The sequence below is a fragment of the Candidatus Micropelagos thuwalensis genome, from assembly GCF_000469155.1.
Classification (GTDB): domain Bacteria; phylum Pseudomonadota; class Alphaproteobacteria; order RS24; family RS24; genus Micropelagius; species Micropelagius thuwalensis.
Genome location: NZ_AWXE01000004.1, coordinates 261265 through 280725, shown reverse-complemented (window position 1 = coordinate 280725; position 19461 = coordinate 261265). Strand labels below are relative to the sequence as shown.

Sequence of the window (19461 nt, the reverse complement as noted above, 5' to 3'; positions counted from 1 at the left end):
CTTGCTCTTAATCGCGGTTTACAGATTCGGCTTGTGCCCACCATAAGGCTATAATTATAAACAAATGTGATTCGGAAGCTTCCGGCATACGACATATTGGAAGTTCATAATCTAGGTTCATAAACGAAAGCAAAAAATGAAGCAGTTAAACCTTATTCTTACCTCAATCGCCATGCTGGTCGGTCTGTTCGTGCTGGTTTCAATTCTGACTGATATGGATGCAGAGCAAACGGCACCCGCTGAAGCCATGAATGATGAAGCTGCTGATGATGTGCAAATGTCATCCGCCGATACGCAGGTCATTAAAGTAAAATCAGGTGGGGCTCTTGAAACGCCTAATCCGTTGGGTGAGATTTCAATCGGGGATGCGAACGCCCCGATTAAGATATATGAATATGCGTCCCTGACTTGCGGTCATTGCGCGGCGTTTCATACGGAAGTCCTGCCAGACTTGAAAAAGCAATATGTCGATACAGGGCTTGTGCAATTTAACTTCCGACCATTCCCGTTGGATCCTTATGCCATGACAGGCGCGATGCTGGTGCAATGTGCTATCCCGCAAGCGCGATTGGCCTTTCTCGAAACACTTTTCAAGCGGCAGTTGCAATGGGTGAGAAGTGATGACCCCCTCAACAGCTTACGGGCTTATGCTAAGCAAGCTGGGATGAGTGGTGAAAATTTTGTGATGTGTCTTCAAAGCGAAGCTAATCTGACAGCCGTGCGGAGCATGTATAATGCCGCCAAGGACGAGCTGGGCGTACAGTCCACCCCGACATTTTTTGTTAATGGTGAGAAAGTTGCTGGCAATATCGGTTTTGAGGCATTCAAAAAATTACTCGACAAAAAACTGAAAAAAATGGGCATTGAAGCCCCTGAAGAAAAAGAAAGTTCCGGTCTATGAAATTTGATCGCCTGCGGCTATCCGGATTTAAATCCTTTCTTGATCCGGTCGATTTGCAAATCCTTCCAGGTCTGACAGGGGTTGTCGGGCCGAATGGGTGCGGCAAGTCTAATCTGCTTGAAGCCTTACGCTGGGTAATGGGGGAAACTTCATATAAATCTATGCGGGGTGCGGGTATGGAGGATGTGATCTTTTCTGGCACGACGGGGCGTCCGTCTCGCAATAATGCAGAAGTCTCCTTATTGCTCGACAATAAGGACAAAACAGCCCCGCCTGAATTTAATGATGAAGAAAATGTCGAAGTCACCCGCCGTATTGAACGCGATGCCGGTTCGGCCTATCGCATTAATGGGCGCGATGTCAGGGCCAAAGATGTTCAACTTCTTTTTGCCGATGCGTCGACTGGTGCGCGTTCTCCTGCATTGGTCAGACAGGGGCAGATTGGTGAACTGATTAATGCTAAGCCAGAAGCGCGCCGTAAAATCCTTGAAGAAGCGGCAGGCATATCTGGTCTGCATACACGTCGCCATGATGCTGAATTGCGGCTAAGGGGTGCGGAAAGCAATCTCGAAAAAGTCGATGATACTTTGGAAAATCTGCACAATAATCTGCGTGCTTTGAAGCGGCAGGTCAGGCAAGCAACACGATATAAAAACCTGTCGGGACAGATTAAAGAAGTCGAGGCTCTGGCACTTCATTTGCGGTGGCAACAGGCGTTGGATGCTGCAACAGAGGCTGAAAATGCCCTTGCCGCTGCAGAGGAGTCGGTTGCGTCCCTAACGCGTGACTCTGCGGGTGCCAGTACCGAACAACTTGCGTCGCAAGAAGCCTTGCCGCCTTTACGTGAAAAGGAAGCCGAGTGCGCCGCTATTTATCGCCGCCTGACGATTGAACAGGACGGGCTGGAAAACGAAGCACAACGTGCAGCAGAGACCGTGAGCCGCCTTTCTGCGCAAATTGAAACCATTCAGGAAGATGCGCGCCGCGAACAAGATGTTCTGAAGGACGCTGAAAATCAGCTTAAGCAAATAACGGAAGAAAAAGAAATCCTGCGGGAGAAAAATGCCGGCGCGTCGGGTAAAGCTGTGCGCGCCGCTGAAAAAGCTGCTCAGGAAAAATGTGATGCGTCACAAAAACGCCTCGCCGAAGCAGAAAATGATCTCAATGCGATAATTCGAAAACTCGCTGCGCATCAGGCCAGAAAGACCGATATAACGGCGGCGCTAGAAAACAATCGAAAGAAGCATACCCGCATTGAAGAAGAACGCACGCGACTGGAACAAGAACGTGATACCTTGCTTGAGGAAGGTCTCTCGGAAACACGGCGTCAGGAATTAAAAACAACCATCAGCGCGTTGTCTGAGGATTATAAAAAAGCTGCCGAGTCCGTGCAGAGTGCACATGACCAGTTGGCAGCCTGCAACAAGCAAGCGGAGACATGTGCTGAGCCGTCGCGCCAGGCGCATGCGGTTCTAGAGCGTTTGCTGGGTGAGCAATCAGCTTTGCAAGCCATTTTGAGCGCGTCAGAGGATGCAGACACGCCGGGCTTGATTGAAACCCTTAAAGTTGAAACAGGGTATGAGGCAGCGCTGGGTGCGGCTTTTGGTGATGATTTGAACGCCCCTTCTGACGCTGAAGCTGCCGCGCACTGGTTGGCCTTGCCGCCTTTCTCTGAGCCTCCATCTTTGCCCGATGGTGCGACATCATTGTCGGGATTTGTACACGGATCGAATGTTTTGGGTCGGAGCTTATCTCTTGTCGGGCTTGTCGATCGCTCAAAGGGTGCGGCATTACAAAAACATCTCTCAGCCGGTCAAAGACTGGTCAGTCTTGAAGGTGATTTGTGGCGCTGGGACGGGTTTTGCGCTACGGCAGATGCGAAAACACCTGCTGCACAGAGACTTGCGCAAATGAATCGTCTTGATGCCCTTACGTCTGAAATCGCAATGGCAGAAACCAACGCTCATGCGACAGATGAAGCGGCGCAGACTGCTAAATCTAAGGTTCGCGATGCCACTGAAGTTGATAATAATTGCCGCGCGCAACTCAAGCAAATTCAAATGAAATTGACCGAGGCGCGTGAAGAGCTGTCTGAAGTGGAAACGGGTGCTGAAAAACAAATTTCTCGTCTTGCTGCGATTGAAGAAGCATGTCAGCGCATGACATCTGATATTGATGAGCTTGCGGATATGATTAAAGCAAGTGAAGCAGACCTTCAGGCTTTGGTCGATGGTGGGGATGCTCTCACATCCGAGCAGTCCACCCATCAAGAGTTGGTTGGGGAGGCGCGGAGCATCTATGAACAGGACCGTGCCGAGCGTGAAAATCTCGTGCGAGAGAGAAATGAACGCGAGAACAGGTTAAAGCGTTTACTACAAGACATTGATAGCTGGCAAAGCAGGTTAGAAAACTCACGCCAGCAAATTGAAAGCTTGAAGGCGCGTCAAACCCAGACAGAGCAAGAAAAACAAGAGGCAGAGAGTATTCCGCAAATACTTGCCGAACGGAGTTCCGCATTGGTCGAACAGATTAATCTTGCCGAAACCAATCGTAAACAGGCGGCTGATACGCTTGCAGAAGCAGAGAAACGCCTTGCGGAAGCTGATAAGCACCATCGTGCCGCACAATCTGCGCTTTCGGAAGTCCGTGAAACCCGTGCTGCGTTGGAGGCGAAAACAACAGCGGCAAAAGAACGGCTGGAAGAAATCGGACAACATATAAAAGACACGCTTCATTGTGCGCCGGAAGATGCACTCGCTATTGCCAATTTTGATCCAGAGAAAAAGTTTCCCGAAATTGAAGAGATTGAAGCAAAACTCGAACGCTATCGCCGCGAAAGAGAAAGTCTTGGGGGTGTTAATCTGCGGGCAGAGGAAGAGGCTGAAGAAGTCGAAGCACAAATTAACGAGATTCAGACGGAGCGTGATGATTTATCTCAGGCAATTAACAAATTGCGCTACGGAATTGGTCAATTAAACCGCGAAGGACGGGAACGCCTGCTGGCAGCATTTGAAACAGTTAATGGTCACTTCGCCAAATTGTTCACGCAACTCTTTGGTGGTGGAACTGCTGAACTGAAATTAACGGAGTCTGATGACCCGTTGGAAGCTGGTTTAGAAATTATCGCCCATCCGCCGGGTAAAAAACCTCAGGTCATGTCATTATTGTCTGGTGGTGAACAGGCATTAACAGCGATGTCGCTTATTTTTGCCGTGTTTTTGACCAATCCATCCCCCATTTGTGTTCTTGATGAGGTTGACGCGCCGCTGGATGATGCGAATGTTGAGCGCTTTTGCAATATGTTGACGAATATTGCCGAGACATCCGACACACGATTTTTGATTATTACACACCATGCCTTGACCATGGCGCGGGTGAACCGTCTGTTTGGTGTTACGATGCAGGAGCGTGGTGTAAGTCAGCTAATTTCAGTTGATTTGGCGACGGCAGAGCAATTTGCTGAAACCGGTCGAGATTTGTCATCGGATCAAAATAAAGATGAAATGAAATCAATGGGTTAGTGACTTGCTGGTGGGTTGACAGGCGTTTCTGCTGGGGATACTGTGCGCGCAAGTTTGGGTGTTTCTTACCCGCTTTGAGGGAGCATTTTGAGCCGTCACGACAAAGCCGATAAATCAGTAAAATCTAACGTCCCCCATGACACGCAGAGGGAGATGCATAAGATCTCTGAAACTGATTTGGAAACCGGTTTTGACTCTGAGGTTCTCTCAAGTCTCCAAGAGCGCGTAAGTCAGGCACGAAAACCGCAAATCTCGGAAACGGAAACACGTGGTCGAGGTTCAGCTATCGGAATGGCATACCGGCTTTCCATGGAATTGGTTGTTGGTATTCTGGTTGGTGGATTTATTGGTTGGTGGTTGGATAAATGGTTATCAACCAAACCGATTTTTTTGCTGGTCATGCTACTATTGGGTATGATAGCAGGTGTTGTGAATATGTTGCGGACAGCCCGTGACATGAGACAGGTTTTAGGAGTTGATGACACTCCTGTTTCTGATGTTAAAACGCAAGTAACAACAGAAACAAAAAAACATACTGGAGAGTTTTCTGACGGCTCTTAAAATCAGTTCAGAGAGATTGTTTTCGGACATATCTCCAGACAGGTAATACCACTGGTTGATAAGTCCTCAAGATATGGAGTGTAAATTGGCTTCTAAATCTCACGGTGAGGTACATGGGCAAGATGCCGGCGGATTCAATGTGGATCCCATGCACCAGTTCGAGGTTCATGCGCTATATGAACTGCCACCAGTGGCGGGGATTGACGTGTCCTTTACCAACTCATCTCTCTGGATGATGATTGCTATTAGTGCAGCATCTCTTTTGTTTATATTTTCTGCCCGTAACCCATCGCTTGTTCCGGGCAGATTGCAGTCTTTTGGTGAACTGACTTACGAATTTGTTGCCAATATGATCAGAGATAATGCGGGTAAGGAAGGCATGAAATATTTTCCTTTTGTCTTCACGCTTTTTGTATTTGTGCTGTTTTGTAACATGCTTGGCATGATCCCTTATTCCTTCACAGTCACGAGCCATTTGATTGTTACATTTGCACTGGCCTCTGCTGTGTTTTTACTTGTTACAGGTGTCGGCTTTATCCGTCATGGCATAGGTTTCCTTAAGCTGTTTGTGCCATCGGGCATACCTGTGGCGCTCTTGCCTCTTTTGGTGGTGATTGAGCTTATCTCATATCTAACCCGCCCAGTCAGCCTGTCGGTGCGTCTGTTTGCCAATATGATGGCAGGACACACAATGTTAAAAGTTTTTGGCGGTTTTGCGGTCGCGTTCCTGTCTGCCGGGGGGGTGATGTCTGCCGGTGCGATTGCGCCTGTTGCCATGATGGTCGCCTTTACAGGACTGGAATTTCTTATTGCCTTTTTGCAGGCTTATGTCTTTACGATTTTGACCTGCATTTACTTAAATGATGCCATTCATTTAGATCACTAACTTTAACCAACCGCCCAGCTGGGCACATAAATGGAGAGAAACTATGGAAGCAGAAGCAGCAAAATATATCGGCGCAGGCATTGCATGTATTGCCCTTGCAGGTGCAGGTATTTCAATCGGTACGATTTTTGGTAACTATCTTGCCGGCGCCCTTCGTAATCCTTCAGCAGCACAAAGCCAGTTCCCGAATCTTCTTCTCGGCTTTGCTCTGGCAGAAGCGACAGGCCTTTTTGGTCTTATCGTTGCCCTTATTCTGCTGTTTGTTGTTTAAGCTAACTAACAGAGAGACGTAAATGCCTCAGCTCGATCCGGCATCCTTTGCGCCGCAACTTGTCTGGTTGTTCATCAGCTTCGTCGCCCTGTATTTCTTGCTGGGTCGTTTTGCCTTGCCTAAAATCGGTGGCGTTATCAAAGCACGACAGGACAGGTTAGATGATGACTTAAGTCAAGCAGAAACCTATCGGAAAGAAGCTGAACAGGCTATAGCTGATTATGAAACGGCGCTCGCAGAAGCGAGAGTCAAGGCTGGCGAGATTATCCAGGAAGTCCGGGACGCAACCGCGGCAGAACTGGCCAAGCAGGAAGCAGAGCTTGAGGGGAAACTCTCAGCTCAAGCCGCCGAGGCTGAGGCGCGGATTCAGGCGTCGCGTGAAGCGGCACTGACAGGTATTCAAGAGACGGCTGAAGCCGTTGTTGCTGAGATTGTCCAAATGACCATAGGTCAGGACGTTAACGAGGATGCCGTTAAAAAAGCCGTTTCAGAAGAAATGAACAACCGGAGATAATACATGAGTTTTGACGCTTCCTTTTTTGTTGCTCTTTCTTTTGCTCTAGTCATTCTTGGGTTTTTAAAACTTGGATTGCCGGGGCGAGTCGCATCCATGCTTGATGACCGCGCTGATAAAATCCGAGAGGAACTTGAGCAGGCTCAAAGTCTTCGGGATGAGGCGCAAGCCTTGCTGAAAAGCTACCGTCAGCGTGCCAAAAAGGCTGAGGAAGAGTCCCGCGCCATGATTGAACAGGCAAAGTTGGACTCTGAAAAAATGGCAGAAGATGCCAAAACTGCATTACAAGCCAGACTGGAAAGAAAAACTCGTCAGGCTGAAGATAAAATCGGGCAAGCAGAGGCACAACTTTCTCAAGAAATTCGAGCGGTCGCCGCAGAGCTCGCTATCTCAGCGGCTGGTAAGCTTATCAGTGAAAATTTGACCACTGAGACCGCTGATAAAATTCTCGATAGTTCAATTAAAAACGTCAGCAGTCATCTTAACTGATCTGTTTTGCCTGTTTTTTGTTTCGATCTGCATGTCTGGTTGGCTGCGATATATCGGCCATTCCCCAGAGGCAAGTTCATCAAGACTCGGGCTGGATTGATTGAGCCTGTCTCTGTAAATCCAGAGATTTGCCATAACCTTTTGAACATATAGCCGCGTTTCTGGCGCACTCATGCTTTCCATAAATAAAAGTGGGTCATCAGGTCGGCCTATTTCTCGTGACCACCTTTTCACTTTCCCTGATCCGGCGTTATAAGAGGCAAGCACCTTAATCAGATTATTTTCCATGCTCTTCTCGCCAAGTAGTTTGAATAGTAGAGATTGACCAATGTCGAGATTCACAGAAATATCATAGAGTCGATCCCGTCCGGATTTATATCGGTATTTTCTGTCTCCGGTCATAAAAGCTGCAGTAGAGGGCATAATTTGCATCAGTCCGCGCGCGCCAACCCGAGATTTGGCCCGCGCTTTAAAGCGGCTTTCTTGACGGATAAGGGCGAATACAAGCGCTTTATCAACTATGTAATCTGCAGATGGCATATAGTCATGGATTGGATAATAGCCTTCCGGAAGCACATGAGGCGTACGTTCATTGCCATATTCAAGTATTTCTGTCATGGCGAGTTCAACGGCTGAAAGCTTGAGGTTTATTGCAAGCTCAAGCAAAGCCTTTTGTTGCGGCCGGGTTAGTCGGTTTCTTATATTGAGTAATTCAAGCTCAGTAAGTTCTTGCTGGTCAGCTTCGAGAAGTTTGAGCGCGCGTTGGACGGCATCAAGGTTTTCTATGGTTTCAGACTCTTGCAGACTGGTTTGTGTCCAAGAGAAAGCAACTGGCCCGTTCAAGCGACGATAGGCCAGAAGGCCATAGAAATCATTACGGCCATATTTGACAGCTTCTTCAAGCATTAGGGTGGCTTCAGGGTTTTTGTTTAAGGCTAGGTAGCTGCGGGCAGCCCAGACCGAGGCAGCGGCTCGATGACGGTCTTTGGCATTTTCATTTTCAGACAGATAAGTGAAGTGCGTTACAGCAACATCGAATTTATTGAGACGCCATGCCGCCAGACCTGCATGCCAGTCAGACAGGGTGACAACATGACGGCTTCGTGTTGCGAGTTGTGCGATTTCCAACGCTTTTGACGGTTTACCTTCAATAAAATATGAGCGGGAAATTTTAGAGCGTAACAAATCTGTCTCTGCGGCGGAGAGTTGCCGATCCACAGATCTTTTAGAGATATATCGTAAAGCTTGTGTCGGGCGTTCGCGATAAGTCAGACGGTTTACCTCACGCCGGATGCGTTGCGTACTTCGTTTGTAAAAAGTCCTCACTGTTGGCATGGATGAGGCGTAAGTTTGGTTATAAATTCGTGCGGGGGGCGGTTTTGGCATCCGCGCCCCTTTTGGGCGGCGTTTCTTGGCGAGATGATAAACCTGCCATGCCCCTGGGTGGTCAGCATATTTTTTTAGCCAGTCACGCAATTCCGACCATTTGGAGCGATAAGCCGTCGGGTGCATGTATCTCAAGCGATAAACATGCCCGAGCAAAGTTGTGTCATCAAGTTCTCTGATGAGTCTGTCAGCAGATGCCCATTGCGCTCTTTCCTGTAATTCGAAAATTCTTTTATAGAGTTCGTGGTCTGGCTGTTTGGGCGGTGGTTGATAAGCGGGTCGCGGCTCAGGCGGGCCGAGAGTCCGGGCTTCAGCAGGTGCGCCGATGCCCAAAAGCAATAAACATAGAAAAATAACGGAGAGGAAGAGACGCATCAGTCTGTACCGCCAATATGGTTAGCTGAATTATTTGCTGCGTGTGCAGGGGGGGAATGTGAAAGCTTTTTTTGAAGACTGCATAAATCTTGCCAAGTCTCAGCTTTGCGTGCTGGGTTTCTTAGCAGATAGGCCGGATGTAAAATCGGCAAAGCAGGAATATCGCGGCCTTTAATGTTGAGATCTTGCCATGTGCCGCGCAATTTTGTGATGCCAAGTGAGCTATCGAGCATTTCTTTTGCAGAAACACCGCCAACGAGAACGAGAATATCCGGTTGTACCAATTCGATATGACGTAACAGAAATGGTCGGCATAAAGCTGTCTCGTCAGGTGTCGGGGTTCTGTTTCCGGTCGGACGCCACGGCACGAGGTTGGTTATATAGATGTCGTTACGGTCAAGTCCGATTGCTGCGAACATTTTATCCAGTAATTTACCACTGCGCCCGATAAAGGGTTTGCCCTCGCGGTCTTCATCACGCCCAGGAGCTTCACCCACCAACATGATTTTGGCTGCAGGATTACCATCCGCAAATACAGTATTTTTAGCTGCCCGTTTCAGCGCGCACCCTTCGAAAGCTTCCATGGCTTGCTTTAACGCCTCGAGAGTGTCGGCTCGTAAAGCGGCACTTTCTGCCGCCGAAATATCTCCGGCTTCTGTCGTATTTTTGCGAAGGACGGCAGGTGCGACAGGGCGTGGCTCTGGTAGTTCATATAATGGCTTGTCATCGTTTTGACCTTGAGGTTCAAAAACCGGAGCAGAGTCTGATGGTGGTGTTATTGGAGAATTGGATTGGAGGTTGGGCTCAACTGTTTCTGTTGATGGTTGATGATCAAACCGGTTCACCGGCTCGGCCTCAAGAAACACGTTTACCCCGGCATCTATCTGGAATTCTAACGCACGAACCAGTGCCATATAATCAGCATGACTGATATGTGTCTGTTGTGTTTCTGTCACGGTGAGTTTATCCAAATCGCTACCTAAACAGTTTTATAATATAGATTTGTTCGTCAGTCGTTTAAAACATATATTTTAGAGGATTATTTCATTTTCATACACGACATCACGCTTTAGACAATAGGTCGCACATGACAAGAAGTATAGTCAATGTGATTTGCAATCCGCCTGATTCGTCATAAAATAGTATGTAATAATTACTTTAGCTAATACATATTCCGGTGCTGAGAAGCTTTGGGAGCATGTGTAAAGGAGAGGCCGTTGTCAGACTTACCGGTAAATGAGGTTAACACCCTTCAGGGCTGGGCGCTTGCGCCGGAAGAACGTGAAGGTATGGAGTATGATGTTGTTATTGTTGGTGCAGGCCCAGCAGGTCTATCGGCGGCTATACGTTTGAAGCAACTTGCCGAAGAAGCGGGTAACGATATTTCGGTTTGTGTGCTTGAAAAAGGCTCAGAAGTCGGTGCGCATATTCTGTCCGGTGCTGTCATTGACCCGCGTGGCATGAATAAATTATTCAGTGATTGGAAAGAGCGCAGGGCGCCTCTTGAAACACCCGTGACAAGCGATCGCTTTTTATGGCTCGGTCACGCCGGTGCATTGCCTCTGCCGAATATGATGCTACCACCCCTGATGAAAAATCACGGCAATTATATTGCCAGTCTCGGTAACGTCACACGCTGGCTCGGCGAACAGGCAGAAGCACTTGGCGTTGAGATATACCCTGGCTTTGCTGCTGCTCAATTACTGTTTGATGATAATGGCGCAGTTCGCGGTGTCGCCACTGGCGATATGGGTGTTTCCAAAGAAGGCGGCAAGAAAGATGGCTGGATGCCGGGTATGGAACTTCACGCCAAATATACACTTCTGGCAGAGGGTGTCCGAGGGTCTTTGTCAAAGGCTACGATTTCCCATTTTGAATTAGATAAAGATGCCGACCATCAAAAATATGGCATTGGCATAAAAGAATTATGGCAGGTAGCGCCTGAGAAGTTTAAATCTGGCTATGTCCAACATACGCTGGGTTGGCCGCTTGATAATAAAACCGGGGGCGGTTCGTTTCTTTATCACTTTGGCGATAATTATGTCTCTATCGGTTTTGTGACACATCTGAACTATCAGAACCCTTATTTGTCGCCTTACGATGAATTCCAACGCTTCAAAATGCATCCAGCCATTCGTGAGACACTAGAAGGCGGTAAGCGTGTTTCATATGGCGCACGCGCAATTACAGAAGGCGGCTATCAGTCCGTTCCAAAACTTGTATTTCCGGGTGGTGCCTTATTGGGCTGTGCGGCGGGATTTGTGAATGTGCCACGTATTAAAGGCAGTCACAACGCAATGGAAAGTGGGATGATGGCGGCAGACGCTGCTTTTGAGGCCATTACTGCCGGGCGTTCACAGGATGAATTGACCGCGTATCAAGATGCTTATGATGCTTCGGATATTAAAAAAGAGCTGAAACTTGTCAGAAATGTGAAGCCACTTCTGTCTAAATTCGGGACATTCCTTGGTACGATTTTGGGTGGTTTTGAAATGTGGATGCAGACACTCAGAATCGGTCTGCCCTACACGCTGAGCCACGGCAAACCAGACCATGCCGCACTTAAAAAGGCATCCGCTAGTAAGCCGATTGATTATCCTAAGCCGGATAACATTGTCGCTTTTGATAAATTGTCCTCAGTGTTTCTATCAGCGACCAATCATGAGGAAGACCAACCCGCACATTTGACGCTCAAAGATGCGCGTGTTCCTGTTGAGGTCAACCTTCCTGATTTTGCCGAACCAGCACAACGTTATTGCCCTGCCGGCGTATATGAAATTGTCGGAGAGGAAGCTGGTGAAGCACCGCGCCTGCAGATTAATGCTCAGAATTGTGTGCATTGTAAAACATGTGATATTAAATGTCCGTCTCAGAACATTAATTGGGTCGTGCCAGAGGGTGGCGGGGGGCCAAACTATCCGAATATGTAATACGCTTCCCTTTGGAGCGTTAAAGCGGAGAGCCTAAAAAAATCATGTCAGGTCAAAAATTATCTCTTTTGACAAAACTGCGCTTTTTGATGCCTGTCATTCTGGGTGTCGTCATCTTTGCAATGCTTGTTGTAATGCCGTTTTTGCGCGCGCGGTCTGTAAAGATTTTACAAGATATCGGCCCGTCTTTGACAGGGCATATTCTGGCAGGGAGTTTTGCGTATGAGCAAAAGGATTTGTCTTCGGCCATTAAATATTATGAGGTGGCGCAGAGCGTAAATCCTGACGACCCTGCCTTACTAGAAAAGCTATTTAGTCTTTATATGTCTGCCGGAGAAATGACCAAAGCTTCAGGTATCGCGCCCCGCTTGATCGACCTAAAGCAAGATGTTCAACAAGCAAGATTGATTCTGGCGGTAGAGAAGTTTAAAGATAGAAATTATGTTGAAGCGGAAGCCATTATCCGGCAGACGCGGGATGACCCGTTTTCGGTTTTCGTGAAAAATATGTTTTTGATGTGGTCTGCCTATGGACAAGGAGATGATGACCGCGCCCGGGCTCATGCTGAAGCCCTACTTGACCTCAAAACATTAGATACGCTCGCTAGCTGGAACATTGCCCGACTTTATGAAGCCTTAGGCGATAACATGGCCGCAAATGATTTATTTATCGCTGTCATACAGAAAAATGCGATGAAGGGGAGTAGTTTCTTCTCTGATTATATGAGCTTTCTCGTCAGTCAAGGTAGGGGCGATGAAGCCATGATGCTTCTTGAAAACCATCTCCCGCAAAAAGACAAAACACCCTATACGCTTGATGCTTATCGGGTCGTAGAAACACCCAGTAAACGCGCAAAGATGTCTCCAGCTGAGGGGTTATCTATGGGGCTGATGGAGTTAGGCGTGATTTTTAGCGGTGAGTTGCCGGCTGAAATTACTCTCCCTTATCTTCATCAGGCACTCTGGCTGGATCGCACATCTGACAAAGCTCGTGTTGTGATTGGTGAGTTATTAACGGGAATGGGGGATGAAAGCCGGGCGTTAGATATTTATGGTGACGTAAAGGCGCAATCAATATCTTTGACTTTTGCGCGACTGTCCGAAGCTAGAATTTTGGAAAACCTAGGTCGTAAAGCTGAAGCACAGTCCTTGCTTGAGACCTTTGTTGAAAAAGAAAACTATTCATTTACCTTGCAAACTCTGGCGGATTTTTATCGTCGCGATGAACAAATGGCCAAGGCCGAATTAATATATAACAAGCTGATTGATCAACTTGAGGAAGACAATGACTCAAATTGGGAGCTTTATTTCTATCGTGGCATAACGCTGGAGCAACAAGATAGATGGGATGAAGCTGAAGCAGATTTGTTGAAAGCAAGACGGCTTTCAGGTAACCAGCCTTTTGTTCTTAATTATCTTGGTTACAGCTGGATAGATAATGGCATAAATCTCTATCAAGGCTTGGAGATGATTAAGAAAGCGGTGGCGCAAGAACCACGTAACGGTTTCTTCGTTGATAGTCTGGGTTGGGCGTTTTATCGGATGAAAGATTTTGGGGCGGCGGTACAGTTTTTAGAGAAAGCAACCGAGTTGGAACCTGATGACCCTGAAATTATAGATCATTTGGGCGATGCTTTGTGGCAATCAGGTCGCCAGATTGAGGCACGTTATCAATGGCGTCGTGCTTTATCTCTTGAGGATGATGCGACAAAGCAAAAAGAAATCGAAGAAAAAATCGATTATGGCGTCATTGAAGACGCCGCCGGACCCGGCCCTGCAATCTGATATTTGAATGACCGATAGCTTCTTATTTTCGAATACGGCAAACGCAAAAATTAATCTCAATCTTTCTGTTTTGGGGAAAATGGCCGACGGGTATCACGCGCTTGATAGTCTGGTCACATTTGCTGTGCTAGGTGATGAGTTGTCCGTTTCGTCCTCAGATGAATTAACGCTTAGCTATGAGGGCGCATTTGCGTCAGACCTGAAGGACTCATTTGTGCATGAGTCTGATGATTTTGTTTTGAAAGCTGCCACGGCACTCCAGCAGGAGAGTGGTACATCCATGGGTGCCGCGTTGCAATTGACCAAGTCGGTTCCGCTTGGTGCTGGATTGGGCGGTGGATCGGCAGACGCTGCGGCATGTTTACGCTTGCTGAATAGCTTCTGGAAACTCGATTGGTCAATGGAAGCTTTAATGACTTTGGGTGCAAATATCGGATCAGACATTCCCGCATGCTTGATGAACGCGCCTTGTAGGATGTCCGGACGCGGTGAGCACGTCACAAAAATCGCCTCGCTACCGATTTTGTTTTGTGTGCTTGTAAATCCGGGTGTACATCTATCTACTGCAGAGATTTTCCGCAAGTTGAACACATCGAAGATAGACGCAGATAAAAGGAACACGCCAAACGAAAAGCTGCCTGACTTAACCACATATGAAGCGCTTTATAACTATCTGCAAAATACTGGTAATGATCTTTTGTCACCTGCAATGGAAATTGCCCCGTCTATTGGGTTGGTTCTCGATGCGATAAGTAACACTGGCGCGGATATATCTGCAATGACGGGCAGTGGAAGTACATGTTTCGGTCTGTTCAAAGACGAGGTCTCTGCGCGTCATGCTAAAGAGCAGCTTAAGAAATTATTTCCTGACTACTGGGTTGAAGCTACAGCTCTTAAAACTGATTAGTAAGCGCGTGAAATGCAGAAATTTATAACATCCAGCATTTGCTGACGGGTCTCGGTTTCCCGGAATGTGACTAGAGCATCTATGGCAATGCTGCCATAATGGGCTGCTCTATCGCGGGTGTCCTCAAGCGTTTTATATTTAGTAAAAAGATCGCAAGCTTTTTCGAAATCGTCTTCTTTCTGGTCGCGGGCTTCAATGGTGCGTTTCCAAAATTCTCTTTCTGTATCATTGCCTCTGCGGTAGGCCAGAATAATTGGCAGGGTGATTTTACCCTCTCTGAAATCATCACCAGCATTTTTGCCGATATCGGAAGTTTGCCCATAATCCAGAACATCGTCTACAAGTTGAAAGGCAATACCAAGATTTCTTCCATATGATGCGAGCGCCGCTGTTTCGGAATGACCCTGATTACCGATTAATGCGCCGACTTCCGTTGAGGCCGAGAATAGAGCCGCCGTTTTGGAGTCCACAACGCGCATATACGCATCTTCCGTTGTATCAAGATTATTCATAATACTCAGTTGCAGTACTTCGCCCTCTGCGATGATGGCGGCGGCATCTGAGAGTACTTTCAATGCTGGTAAAGAGCCGGTGGAAACCATTAAGCGAAAAGCCTGACCTAGCAGATAATCACCGACCAGAACACTTGCGGCATTTCCCCACCCCATACGAGCCGTTTGGCGCCCACGGCGCATATCACTTTCATCAACCACATCATCATGTAAAAGCGTGGCTGTGTGCATGAGCTCAACTGCAGCGGCGAGAATTATGTGGTTTTTGCCGGAATATTCTGTCAGCCGTGCTGAGGCAAGAGTCAGCAAAGGTCTTAGCCTTTTGCCGCCGGATCTGAAAATGTGATTGCCGATATCGGGGACGGTTGCGACATCGGAAACAATTTTGTTTCTGATGGTCTGGTCAACCGATTGCATCTCTTTTTGAAAAGCAGATAGCATATCGCTTAAGACGTCTTGATGTTTAAAATTTTCAAAAAAAACAACACTGTCCATAAACTTATCGCTTTTCAATCATGATATATTAATGTTGGCGGATTAAATCAGCCTAGGGATGAAGTTTCAAGTGCCTCATCCCGTCTCCTTGGGGTTATAAAGCGGGGCAACAATATGTCGACTAATTTATTGCAAGCCACTTGTGACCAATTTTTGGGTGGGCAAGTAAAGGCCTATCAACCAGAAAAAGGCTTTCGCAGCGGCTCTGATGCTGTTTTGCTTGCTGCGGCAGTGAAAGCGCAAAATGGTGAAAAATGCCTCGAATTTGGATGCGGCGTTGGCGTTGCATCTTTGTGCCTTGCCAAAAGATTGGCCGGAGAGGGCATTACCCCTGCCATCACAGGCATTGATATCCAGTCAAAACTCATCGATATGGCCCAGAAAAACGCCGATATGAATGGTATGACTCCAAAACCGGAATTTTTTCTTCAAGATATTACGGCTAAGTTTTCTGATTGGATCCATATCCAGCCATCGGGTTTTCATCATGTCTTTGCTAACCCGCCCTATTTTGAGAAAGATAAAAGTTTTGCGCCGCCAGATAAGAGCAAGGCATTGGCGCATGTTAGCGACCAAACTGACTTGGATATATGGATCAAACGTGCAGCCACCTGCCTTACCGGCGGTGGACAGTTGACGTTAATTTACAGATCTGATGCACTGAACAGGCTGTTATCTGCTTTATCACCTAATTTTGGAGGTATTGATATTTTACCAATTTCTGCCGCGTCGGATGAGCCGGCTAGCCGTGTGATTATCCGTGCCACCCGAGACTCAAAAGGTAAATTGAGTTTATTACCCCCTCTCGTGACGCACAAAAATAACCACTATACTGAAGAGGTAGAACATATTTTGCGTGAAGGCGGGAGTCTGCAGAAAAGGTTTGATTTCCAATAGATTTTAATCCATTAGGATTGCAATTCATGTCCTGAGTGGATAGTTTCGCTTCAATTCAAGGAACGCTTTGAGCCCATGGCAAATGACGTAAAACATTCTTTTCAAGATCTTATCCTGAACTTACAACGTTACTGGGCGGATCAAGGATGCGTGATTTTACAGCCCTATGATATGGAAATGGGTGCGGGGACATTCCATCCTGCCACAGTGCTCCGCGCTTTGGGACCCGAGCCGTGGAATGTGGCTTATGTACAGCCCTCCCGCCGCCCGACAGACGGTCGTTATGGTGAAAACCCTAATCGCTTTCAGCATTACTACCAGTTTCAGGTTATTCTAAAGCCGTCCCCCGATAATATTCAGCAACTTTATCTTGATAGTCTTGACGTGCTGGGCATTGACTCAAAGGCCCATGATATTCGCTTTGTCGAAGATGACTGGGAAAGCCCGACACTGGGCGCATGGGGGCTGGGCTGGGAGGTCTGGTGCGATGGCATGGAAGTCTCTCAATTTACCTATTTCCAGCAAGTTGGCGGTATTGATGTTGATATTGTCTCGGGAGAATTGACTTATGGTCTTGAAAGGCTCGCCATGTATGTGCAGGGCGTTGATAATGGCTATGAACTTGATTTTAACGGCAAGGGTGTGACCTATGGAGATGTATTTCATCGTAATGAAGTAGAGTTTTCGCATTATAATTTCGAAGCCGCTAATACGGATATTCTTTTACGACATTTTGAGGATGCGGAGGCTGAGTGCCGCCAACTTGCCGCAAGAGGTCTCGCTCTGCCTGCTTATGATCAATGTATGAAAGCCAGTCACAATTTCAATCTTCTGGACGCACGCGGAGTCATTTCGGTAACTGAACGTCAGGCCTTTATAGGGCGGGTTCGTGCGCTGGCAAAAATCTGTGCTGAAACTTGGTTGCATAAAGACGAGTCAAATAATGACTGATTTGATTCTCGAATTTTACTCCGAAGAAATTCCTTCTGGTATGCAAGCTCCGGCGGCGGCTGATTTACAAAAAAAGGTTGCTGATTTTCTTAAATCCAACGGCATAGAAGACGTGGCCCTTGAAACCTTCTGCGCCCCACAAAGATTGGCTTTACTAGGGCGCAATTTGCCTGTCGAACTCGCTGAGCAGAGAGAAGAAAAAAAAGGCCCACGTGTTGATGCGCCTGAAAAGGCGATTGAAGGTTTTCTCAAAGCCAATGGGTTAACAAGCACGGACGGCTTAAGCGTCCGGGAAGACCCGAAAGGGTCGTTTTACATCATTGAAGAAGTGATACCTGGTCGAAATTTCAGCGCTGCGCTGGATGATTTTGTTCCAGAACTTTTGCGCGGTTTCAACTGGCCAAAATCAATGCGTTGGGGGGATGGCACTCTGCGTTGGGTACGTCCCTTAAGGGCTCTTTTATGCATGTTTAATGGCAAAGTTCTTTCCTGCGCGGTTGATGGCATTGAAGCTGGTAGCACGACGTTCGGACATAGGTTCATGGCGCCGGATGCATTGAAGATTGATAAAGCTGATGATTATTTGTCAAAGCTTGAACAAGCCTATGTGATTGCCGATAAGGCAAAACGTGAGGCAGTGATTCTGGAAAAAGCAGAAGATCTGGCAACTGCCGAAGATCTGGTTCTGGTAGATGATGCTGGCCTGTTGGCTGAAGTTGCCGGACTTGTAGAATGGCCGGTGCCCCTTATGGGACGGATTGATGATGCGTTTATGGACGTGCCTGAGGAAGTGCTGGTCTCTGTCATGCGAACACATCAGAAATATCTTGCTTTGCGCGATAAGAGCGGTCAACTTGCGCCCCGCTTTATCACCATTGCCAATATAGAAACTGCTGATAATGGCGCGAAGATTATTGCGGGTAATGAGCGCGTTTTGCGTGCGCGGCTTTCGGATGCCCGCTTCTTCTGGGATGAAGATAGGAAAACAGATTTATCCGCTCGTAAGCCTGACTTAGATAAGGTGACCTTTCATGCCAAACTCGGCACGGTCAGTGATAAAACAGACCGCATTGAAAAACTCGTGGCTTATTTAGCCGATATTGAATCCGGTTTCAGTTTTGAGGACCTGTCTCAAAATGCGTCATCAGAGGTGACAAATCAGGCAGCGGCTCTTTGTAAAGCAGACCTCGTGACGGGCATGGTTTACGAGTTTCCCGAATTACAAGGCATAATGGGCGGTTATTACGCTGCTCTTCAATTGGGTGATGACAAAGTTGGAAATGCTATCCGTGATCATTATAAACCTCTCGGTCCTAATGATGCGATACCTGCGACGTCTGAAGGGCGGCTGGTTGCCATGGCAGATAAGATGGATACGTTGGCAGGGTTCTGGTTAATTGATGAGCTGCCGACAGGTTCGAAAGACCCGTATGCTCTGAGGCGCGCGTCTTTAGGTATTATCCGGATGCTCATTGAAGGGGGACGGCGGCTTAATCTTGACGGATTTATTAATGCCGCCATGCAGAATTATCCGGCGTCATTGGAAAATAGTTCAGCAGCAGAAAAACTACGGCTGTTCTACATTGAACGTTTGAAAATTTATCTTCGCGATAAAAAAGACATTCGCCCCGATATTGTCGACTCAGTGCTTGCAGTTTCAGTGCAGGCTTATCGGGACGATATATATGTATTGTCGCTTATGGCGGAGGCGCTAAAAAAATTCCTGGCCTCCGAAAATGGCACGAATTTGCTGGCGGCCTATCGACGTGTGCGCGGTATTCTTAAAAAATCACCTGCTGATATCGCACGGATTGACGAGTCACTTTTCGTGAGTGATGCAGAAAAAGTTTTCTTCGCGGCGTTGAACAGCCTGCAGATGGCTGAGATCGTTTCCGTCGATGATTATACAAACAATCTTGAAAGCCTTGCGGCTCTTCGTGAACCTGTTGATATCTTTTTCGATCATGTACTTGTGCAGGATGAAAATGAAAAAATTCGCCAGAATCGCCTGGCTTTGATAAACAAACTCATTATTGCTATGGATAGCGCTGCTGATTTTAGTTTAATCGAGTAGATGCTTT

The 19461-nt window shown here is 47.3% G+C and carries 16 protein-coding genes; 13 read left to right on the top strand and 3 right to left on the bottom strand.

The genetic code is table 11. From position 1 onward, the window contains the following. Window positions 1–136: 136 nt before the first annotated feature. The 7 genes from RS24_RS05980 to RS24_RS05950 all read left to right on the top strand — a co-directional run bounded on the left by RS24_RS05980 (window position 137) and on the right by RS24_RS05950 (window position 7143). On the top strand, window positions 137–901 hold the full coding sequence (locus tag RS24_RS05980) for a DsbA family protein (protein WP_021777296.1): 765 nt from the start codon (window positions 137–139) through the stop codon (window positions 899–901). After that, window positions 898–4422, top strand: coding sequence for an AAA family ATPase (locus tag RS24_RS05975; protein ID WP_021777295.1), 3525 nt, complete (start codon window positions 898–900; stop codon window positions 4420–4422). Before RS24_RS05980 ends, RS24_RS05975 begins: the two co-directional genes overlap by 4 nt. 153 nt (window positions 4423–4575) lie before the next feature. Then, window positions 4576–4983 (top strand): AtpZ/AtpI family protein, encoded by a 408-nt coding sequence (locus tag RS24_RS05970; RefSeq protein ID WP_051295603.1) that lies wholly within the window; start codon window positions 4576–4578, stop codon window positions 4981–4983. 148 nt (window positions 4984–5131) lie between these two features. Further along, complete coding sequence (locus tag RS24_RS05965; RefSeq protein WP_038300882.1) at window positions 5132–5869, top strand: F0F1 ATP synthase subunit A; 738 nt, start codon at window positions 5132–5134, stop codon at window positions 5867–5869. Between the two features lie 43 nt (window positions 5870–5912). Next, window positions 5913–6140 carry a F0F1 ATP synthase subunit C gene (locus RS24_RS05960; protein ID WP_008519639.1) on the top strand — a complete coding sequence of 76 codons (228 nt, stop codon included), beginning with the start codon at window positions 5913–5915 and terminating at the stop codon, window positions 6138–6140. 22 nt (window positions 6141–6162) lie between these two features. Next, window positions 6163–6654, top strand: a complete 492-nt coding sequence (locus tag RS24_RS05955) for a F0F1 ATP synthase subunit B family protein (protein WP_021777292.1) — start codon at window positions 6163–6165, stop codon at window positions 6652–6654. Window positions 6655–6657: 3 nt separating this feature from the next. Next, window positions 6658–7143 carry a F0F1 ATP synthase subunit B family protein gene (locus RS24_RS05950; RefSeq protein ID WP_021777291.1) on the top strand — a complete coding sequence of 162 codons (486 nt, stop codon included), beginning with the start codon at window positions 6658–6660 and terminating at the stop codon, window positions 7141–7143. On the opposite strand, the gene RS24_RS05945 is transcribed toward RS24_RS05950, so the two are convergent. Both RS24_RS05945 and RS24_RS05940 read right to left on the bottom strand, forming a co-directional pair. After that, window positions 7111–8904: a lytic transglycosylase domain-containing protein gene (locus RS24_RS05945; RefSeq protein ID WP_021777290.1), complete on the bottom strand. Its 1794-nt coding sequence runs from the start codon at window positions 8902–8904 to the stop codon at window positions 7111–7113. The genes RS24_RS05950 and RS24_RS05945 overlap by 33 nt on opposite strands. Beyond that, the gene (locus tag RS24_RS05940; protein ID WP_081696270.1) at window positions 8904–9818 is read right to left on the bottom strand and encodes a uracil-DNA glycosylase; all 915 of its coding nucleotides are present in this window, start codon (window positions 9816–9818) and stop codon (window positions 8904–8906) included. The genes RS24_RS05945 and RS24_RS05940 overlap by 1 nt, the downstream gene beginning before the upstream one ends. A 375-nt stretch (window positions 9819–10193) precedes the next feature. Here RS24_RS05940 and RS24_RS05935 point away from each other — a divergent pair, with 375 nt between their 5' ends. From RS24_RS05935 to RS24_RS05925, 3 genes are read left to right on the top strand one after another with little or no spacing between them, the layout of a single operon-like run. Continuing rightward, window positions 10194–11834, top strand: coding sequence for an electron transfer flavoprotein-ubiquinone oxidoreductase (locus RS24_RS05935; protein WP_038300879.1), 1641 nt, complete (start codon window positions 10194–10196; stop codon window positions 11832–11834). Between the two features lie 44 nt (window positions 11835–11878). After that, window positions 11879–13618: a tetratricopeptide repeat protein gene (locus RS24_RS09775; RefSeq protein ID WP_021777287.1), complete on the top strand. Its 1740-nt coding sequence runs from the start codon at window positions 11879–11881 to the stop codon at window positions 13616–13618. A gap of 7 nt (window positions 13619–13625) precedes the next feature. Then, on the top strand, window positions 13626–14525 hold the full coding sequence (locus tag RS24_RS05925) for a 4-(cytidine 5'-diphospho)-2-C-methyl-D-erythritol kinase (protein WP_021777286.1): 900 nt from the start codon (window positions 13626–13628) through the stop codon (window positions 14523–14525). On the opposite strand, the gene RS24_RS05920 is transcribed toward RS24_RS05925, so the two are convergent. Beyond that, complete coding sequence (locus RS24_RS05920; RefSeq protein WP_239642416.1) at window positions 14522–15478, bottom strand: polyprenyl synthetase family protein; 957 nt, start codon at window positions 15476–15478, stop codon at window positions 14522–14524. The two genes, RS24_RS05925 and RS24_RS05920, sit on opposite strands and share 4 nt — an antisense overlap. Before the next feature lie 168 nt (window positions 15479–15646). Here RS24_RS05920 and RS24_RS05915 point away from each other — a divergent pair, with 168 nt between their 5' ends. From RS24_RS05915 to glyS, 3 genes are all read left to right on the top strand, one after another. Beyond that, window positions 15647–16429 carry a tRNA1(Val) (adenine(37)-N6)-methyltransferase gene (locus tag RS24_RS05915; protein WP_021777284.1) on the top strand — a complete coding sequence of 261 codons (783 nt, stop codon included), beginning with the start codon at window positions 15647–15649 and terminating at the stop codon, window positions 16427–16429. A gap of 75 nt (window positions 16430–16504) precedes the next feature. Beyond that, a complete protein-coding gene (locus RS24_RS05910; RefSeq protein WP_021777283.1) occupies window positions 16505–17380 on the top strand; it encodes a glycine--tRNA ligase subunit alpha in 876 nt (291 codons plus the stop codon). Next, window positions 17373–19454, top strand: a complete 2082-nt coding sequence (gene glyS / locus RS24_RS05905; RefSeq protein ID WP_021777282.1) for a glycine--tRNA ligase subunit beta — start codon at window positions 17373–17375, stop codon at window positions 19452–19454. The genes RS24_RS05910 and glyS overlap by 8 nt, the downstream gene beginning before the upstream one ends. Window positions 19455–19461 lie beyond the last annotated feature (7 nt).

What these genes read in the sequence shown, in the direction of transcription:
- RS24_RS05945 (WP_021777290.1), bottom strand. Translation starts at nt 8,904, where the DNA reads ATGCGTCTCTTCCTCTCCGTTATTTTTCTATGTTTATTGCTTTTGGGC.
- RS24_RS05970 (WP_051295603.1), top strand. Translation starts at nt 4,576, where the DNA reads ATGCATAAGATCTCTGAAACTGATTTGGAAACCGGTTTTGACTCTGAG.
- RS24_RS05940 (WP_081696270.1), bottom strand. Translation starts at nt 9,818, where the DNA reads ATGGCACTGGTTCGTGCGTTAGAATTCCAGATAGATGCCGGGGTAAAC.
- RS24_RS05980 (WP_021777296.1), top strand. Translation starts at nt 137, where the DNA reads ATGAAGCAGTTAAACCTTATTCTTACCTCAATCGCCATGCTGGTCGGT.
- RS24_RS05920 (WP_239642416.1), bottom strand. Translation starts at nt 15,478, where the DNA reads ATGCTATCTGCTTTTCAAAAAGAGATGCAATCGGTTGACCAGACCATC.
- RS24_RS05910 (WP_021777283.1), top strand. Translation starts at nt 16,505, where the DNA reads ATGGCAAATGACGTAAAACATTCTTTTCAAGATCTTATCCTGAACTTA.
- RS24_RS05950 (WP_021777291.1), top strand. Translation starts at nt 6,658, where the DNA reads ATGAGTTTTGACGCTTCCTTTTTTGTTGCTCTTTCTTTTGCTCTAGTC.
- glyS (WP_021777282.1), top strand. Translation starts at nt 17,373, where the DNA reads ATGACTGATTTGATTCTCGAATTTTACTCCGAAGAAATTCCTTCTGGT.
- RS24_RS05955 (WP_021777292.1), top strand. Translation starts at nt 6,163, where the DNA reads ATGCCTCAGCTCGATCCGGCATCCTTTGCGCCGCAACTTGTCTGGTTG.
- RS24_RS05935 (WP_038300879.1), top strand. Translation starts at nt 10,194, where the DNA reads ATGGAGTATGATGTTGTTATTGTTGGTGCAGGCCCAGCAGGTCTATCG.
- RS24_RS05960 (WP_008519639.1), top strand. Translation starts at nt 5,913, where the DNA reads ATGGAAGCAGAAGCAGCAAAATATATCGGCGCAGGCATTGCATGTATT.
- RS24_RS09775 (WP_021777287.1), top strand. Translation starts at nt 11,879, where the DNA reads ATGTCAGGTCAAAAATTATCTCTTTTGACAAAACTGCGCTTTTTGATG.
- RS24_RS05975 (WP_021777295.1), top strand. Translation starts at nt 898, where the DNA reads ATGAAATTTGATCGCCTGCGGCTATCCGGATTTAAATCCTTTCTTGAT.
- RS24_RS05965 (WP_038300882.1), top strand. Translation starts at nt 5,132, where the DNA reads ATGCACCAGTTCGAGGTTCATGCGCTATATGAACTGCCACCAGTGGCG.
- RS24_RS05915 (WP_021777284.1), top strand. Translation starts at nt 15,647, where the DNA reads ATGTCGACTAATTTATTGCAAGCCACTTGTGACCAATTTTTGGGTGGG.
- RS24_RS05925 (WP_021777286.1), top strand. Translation starts at nt 13,626, where the DNA reads ATGACCGATAGCTTCTTATTTTCGAATACGGCAAACGCAAAAATTAAT.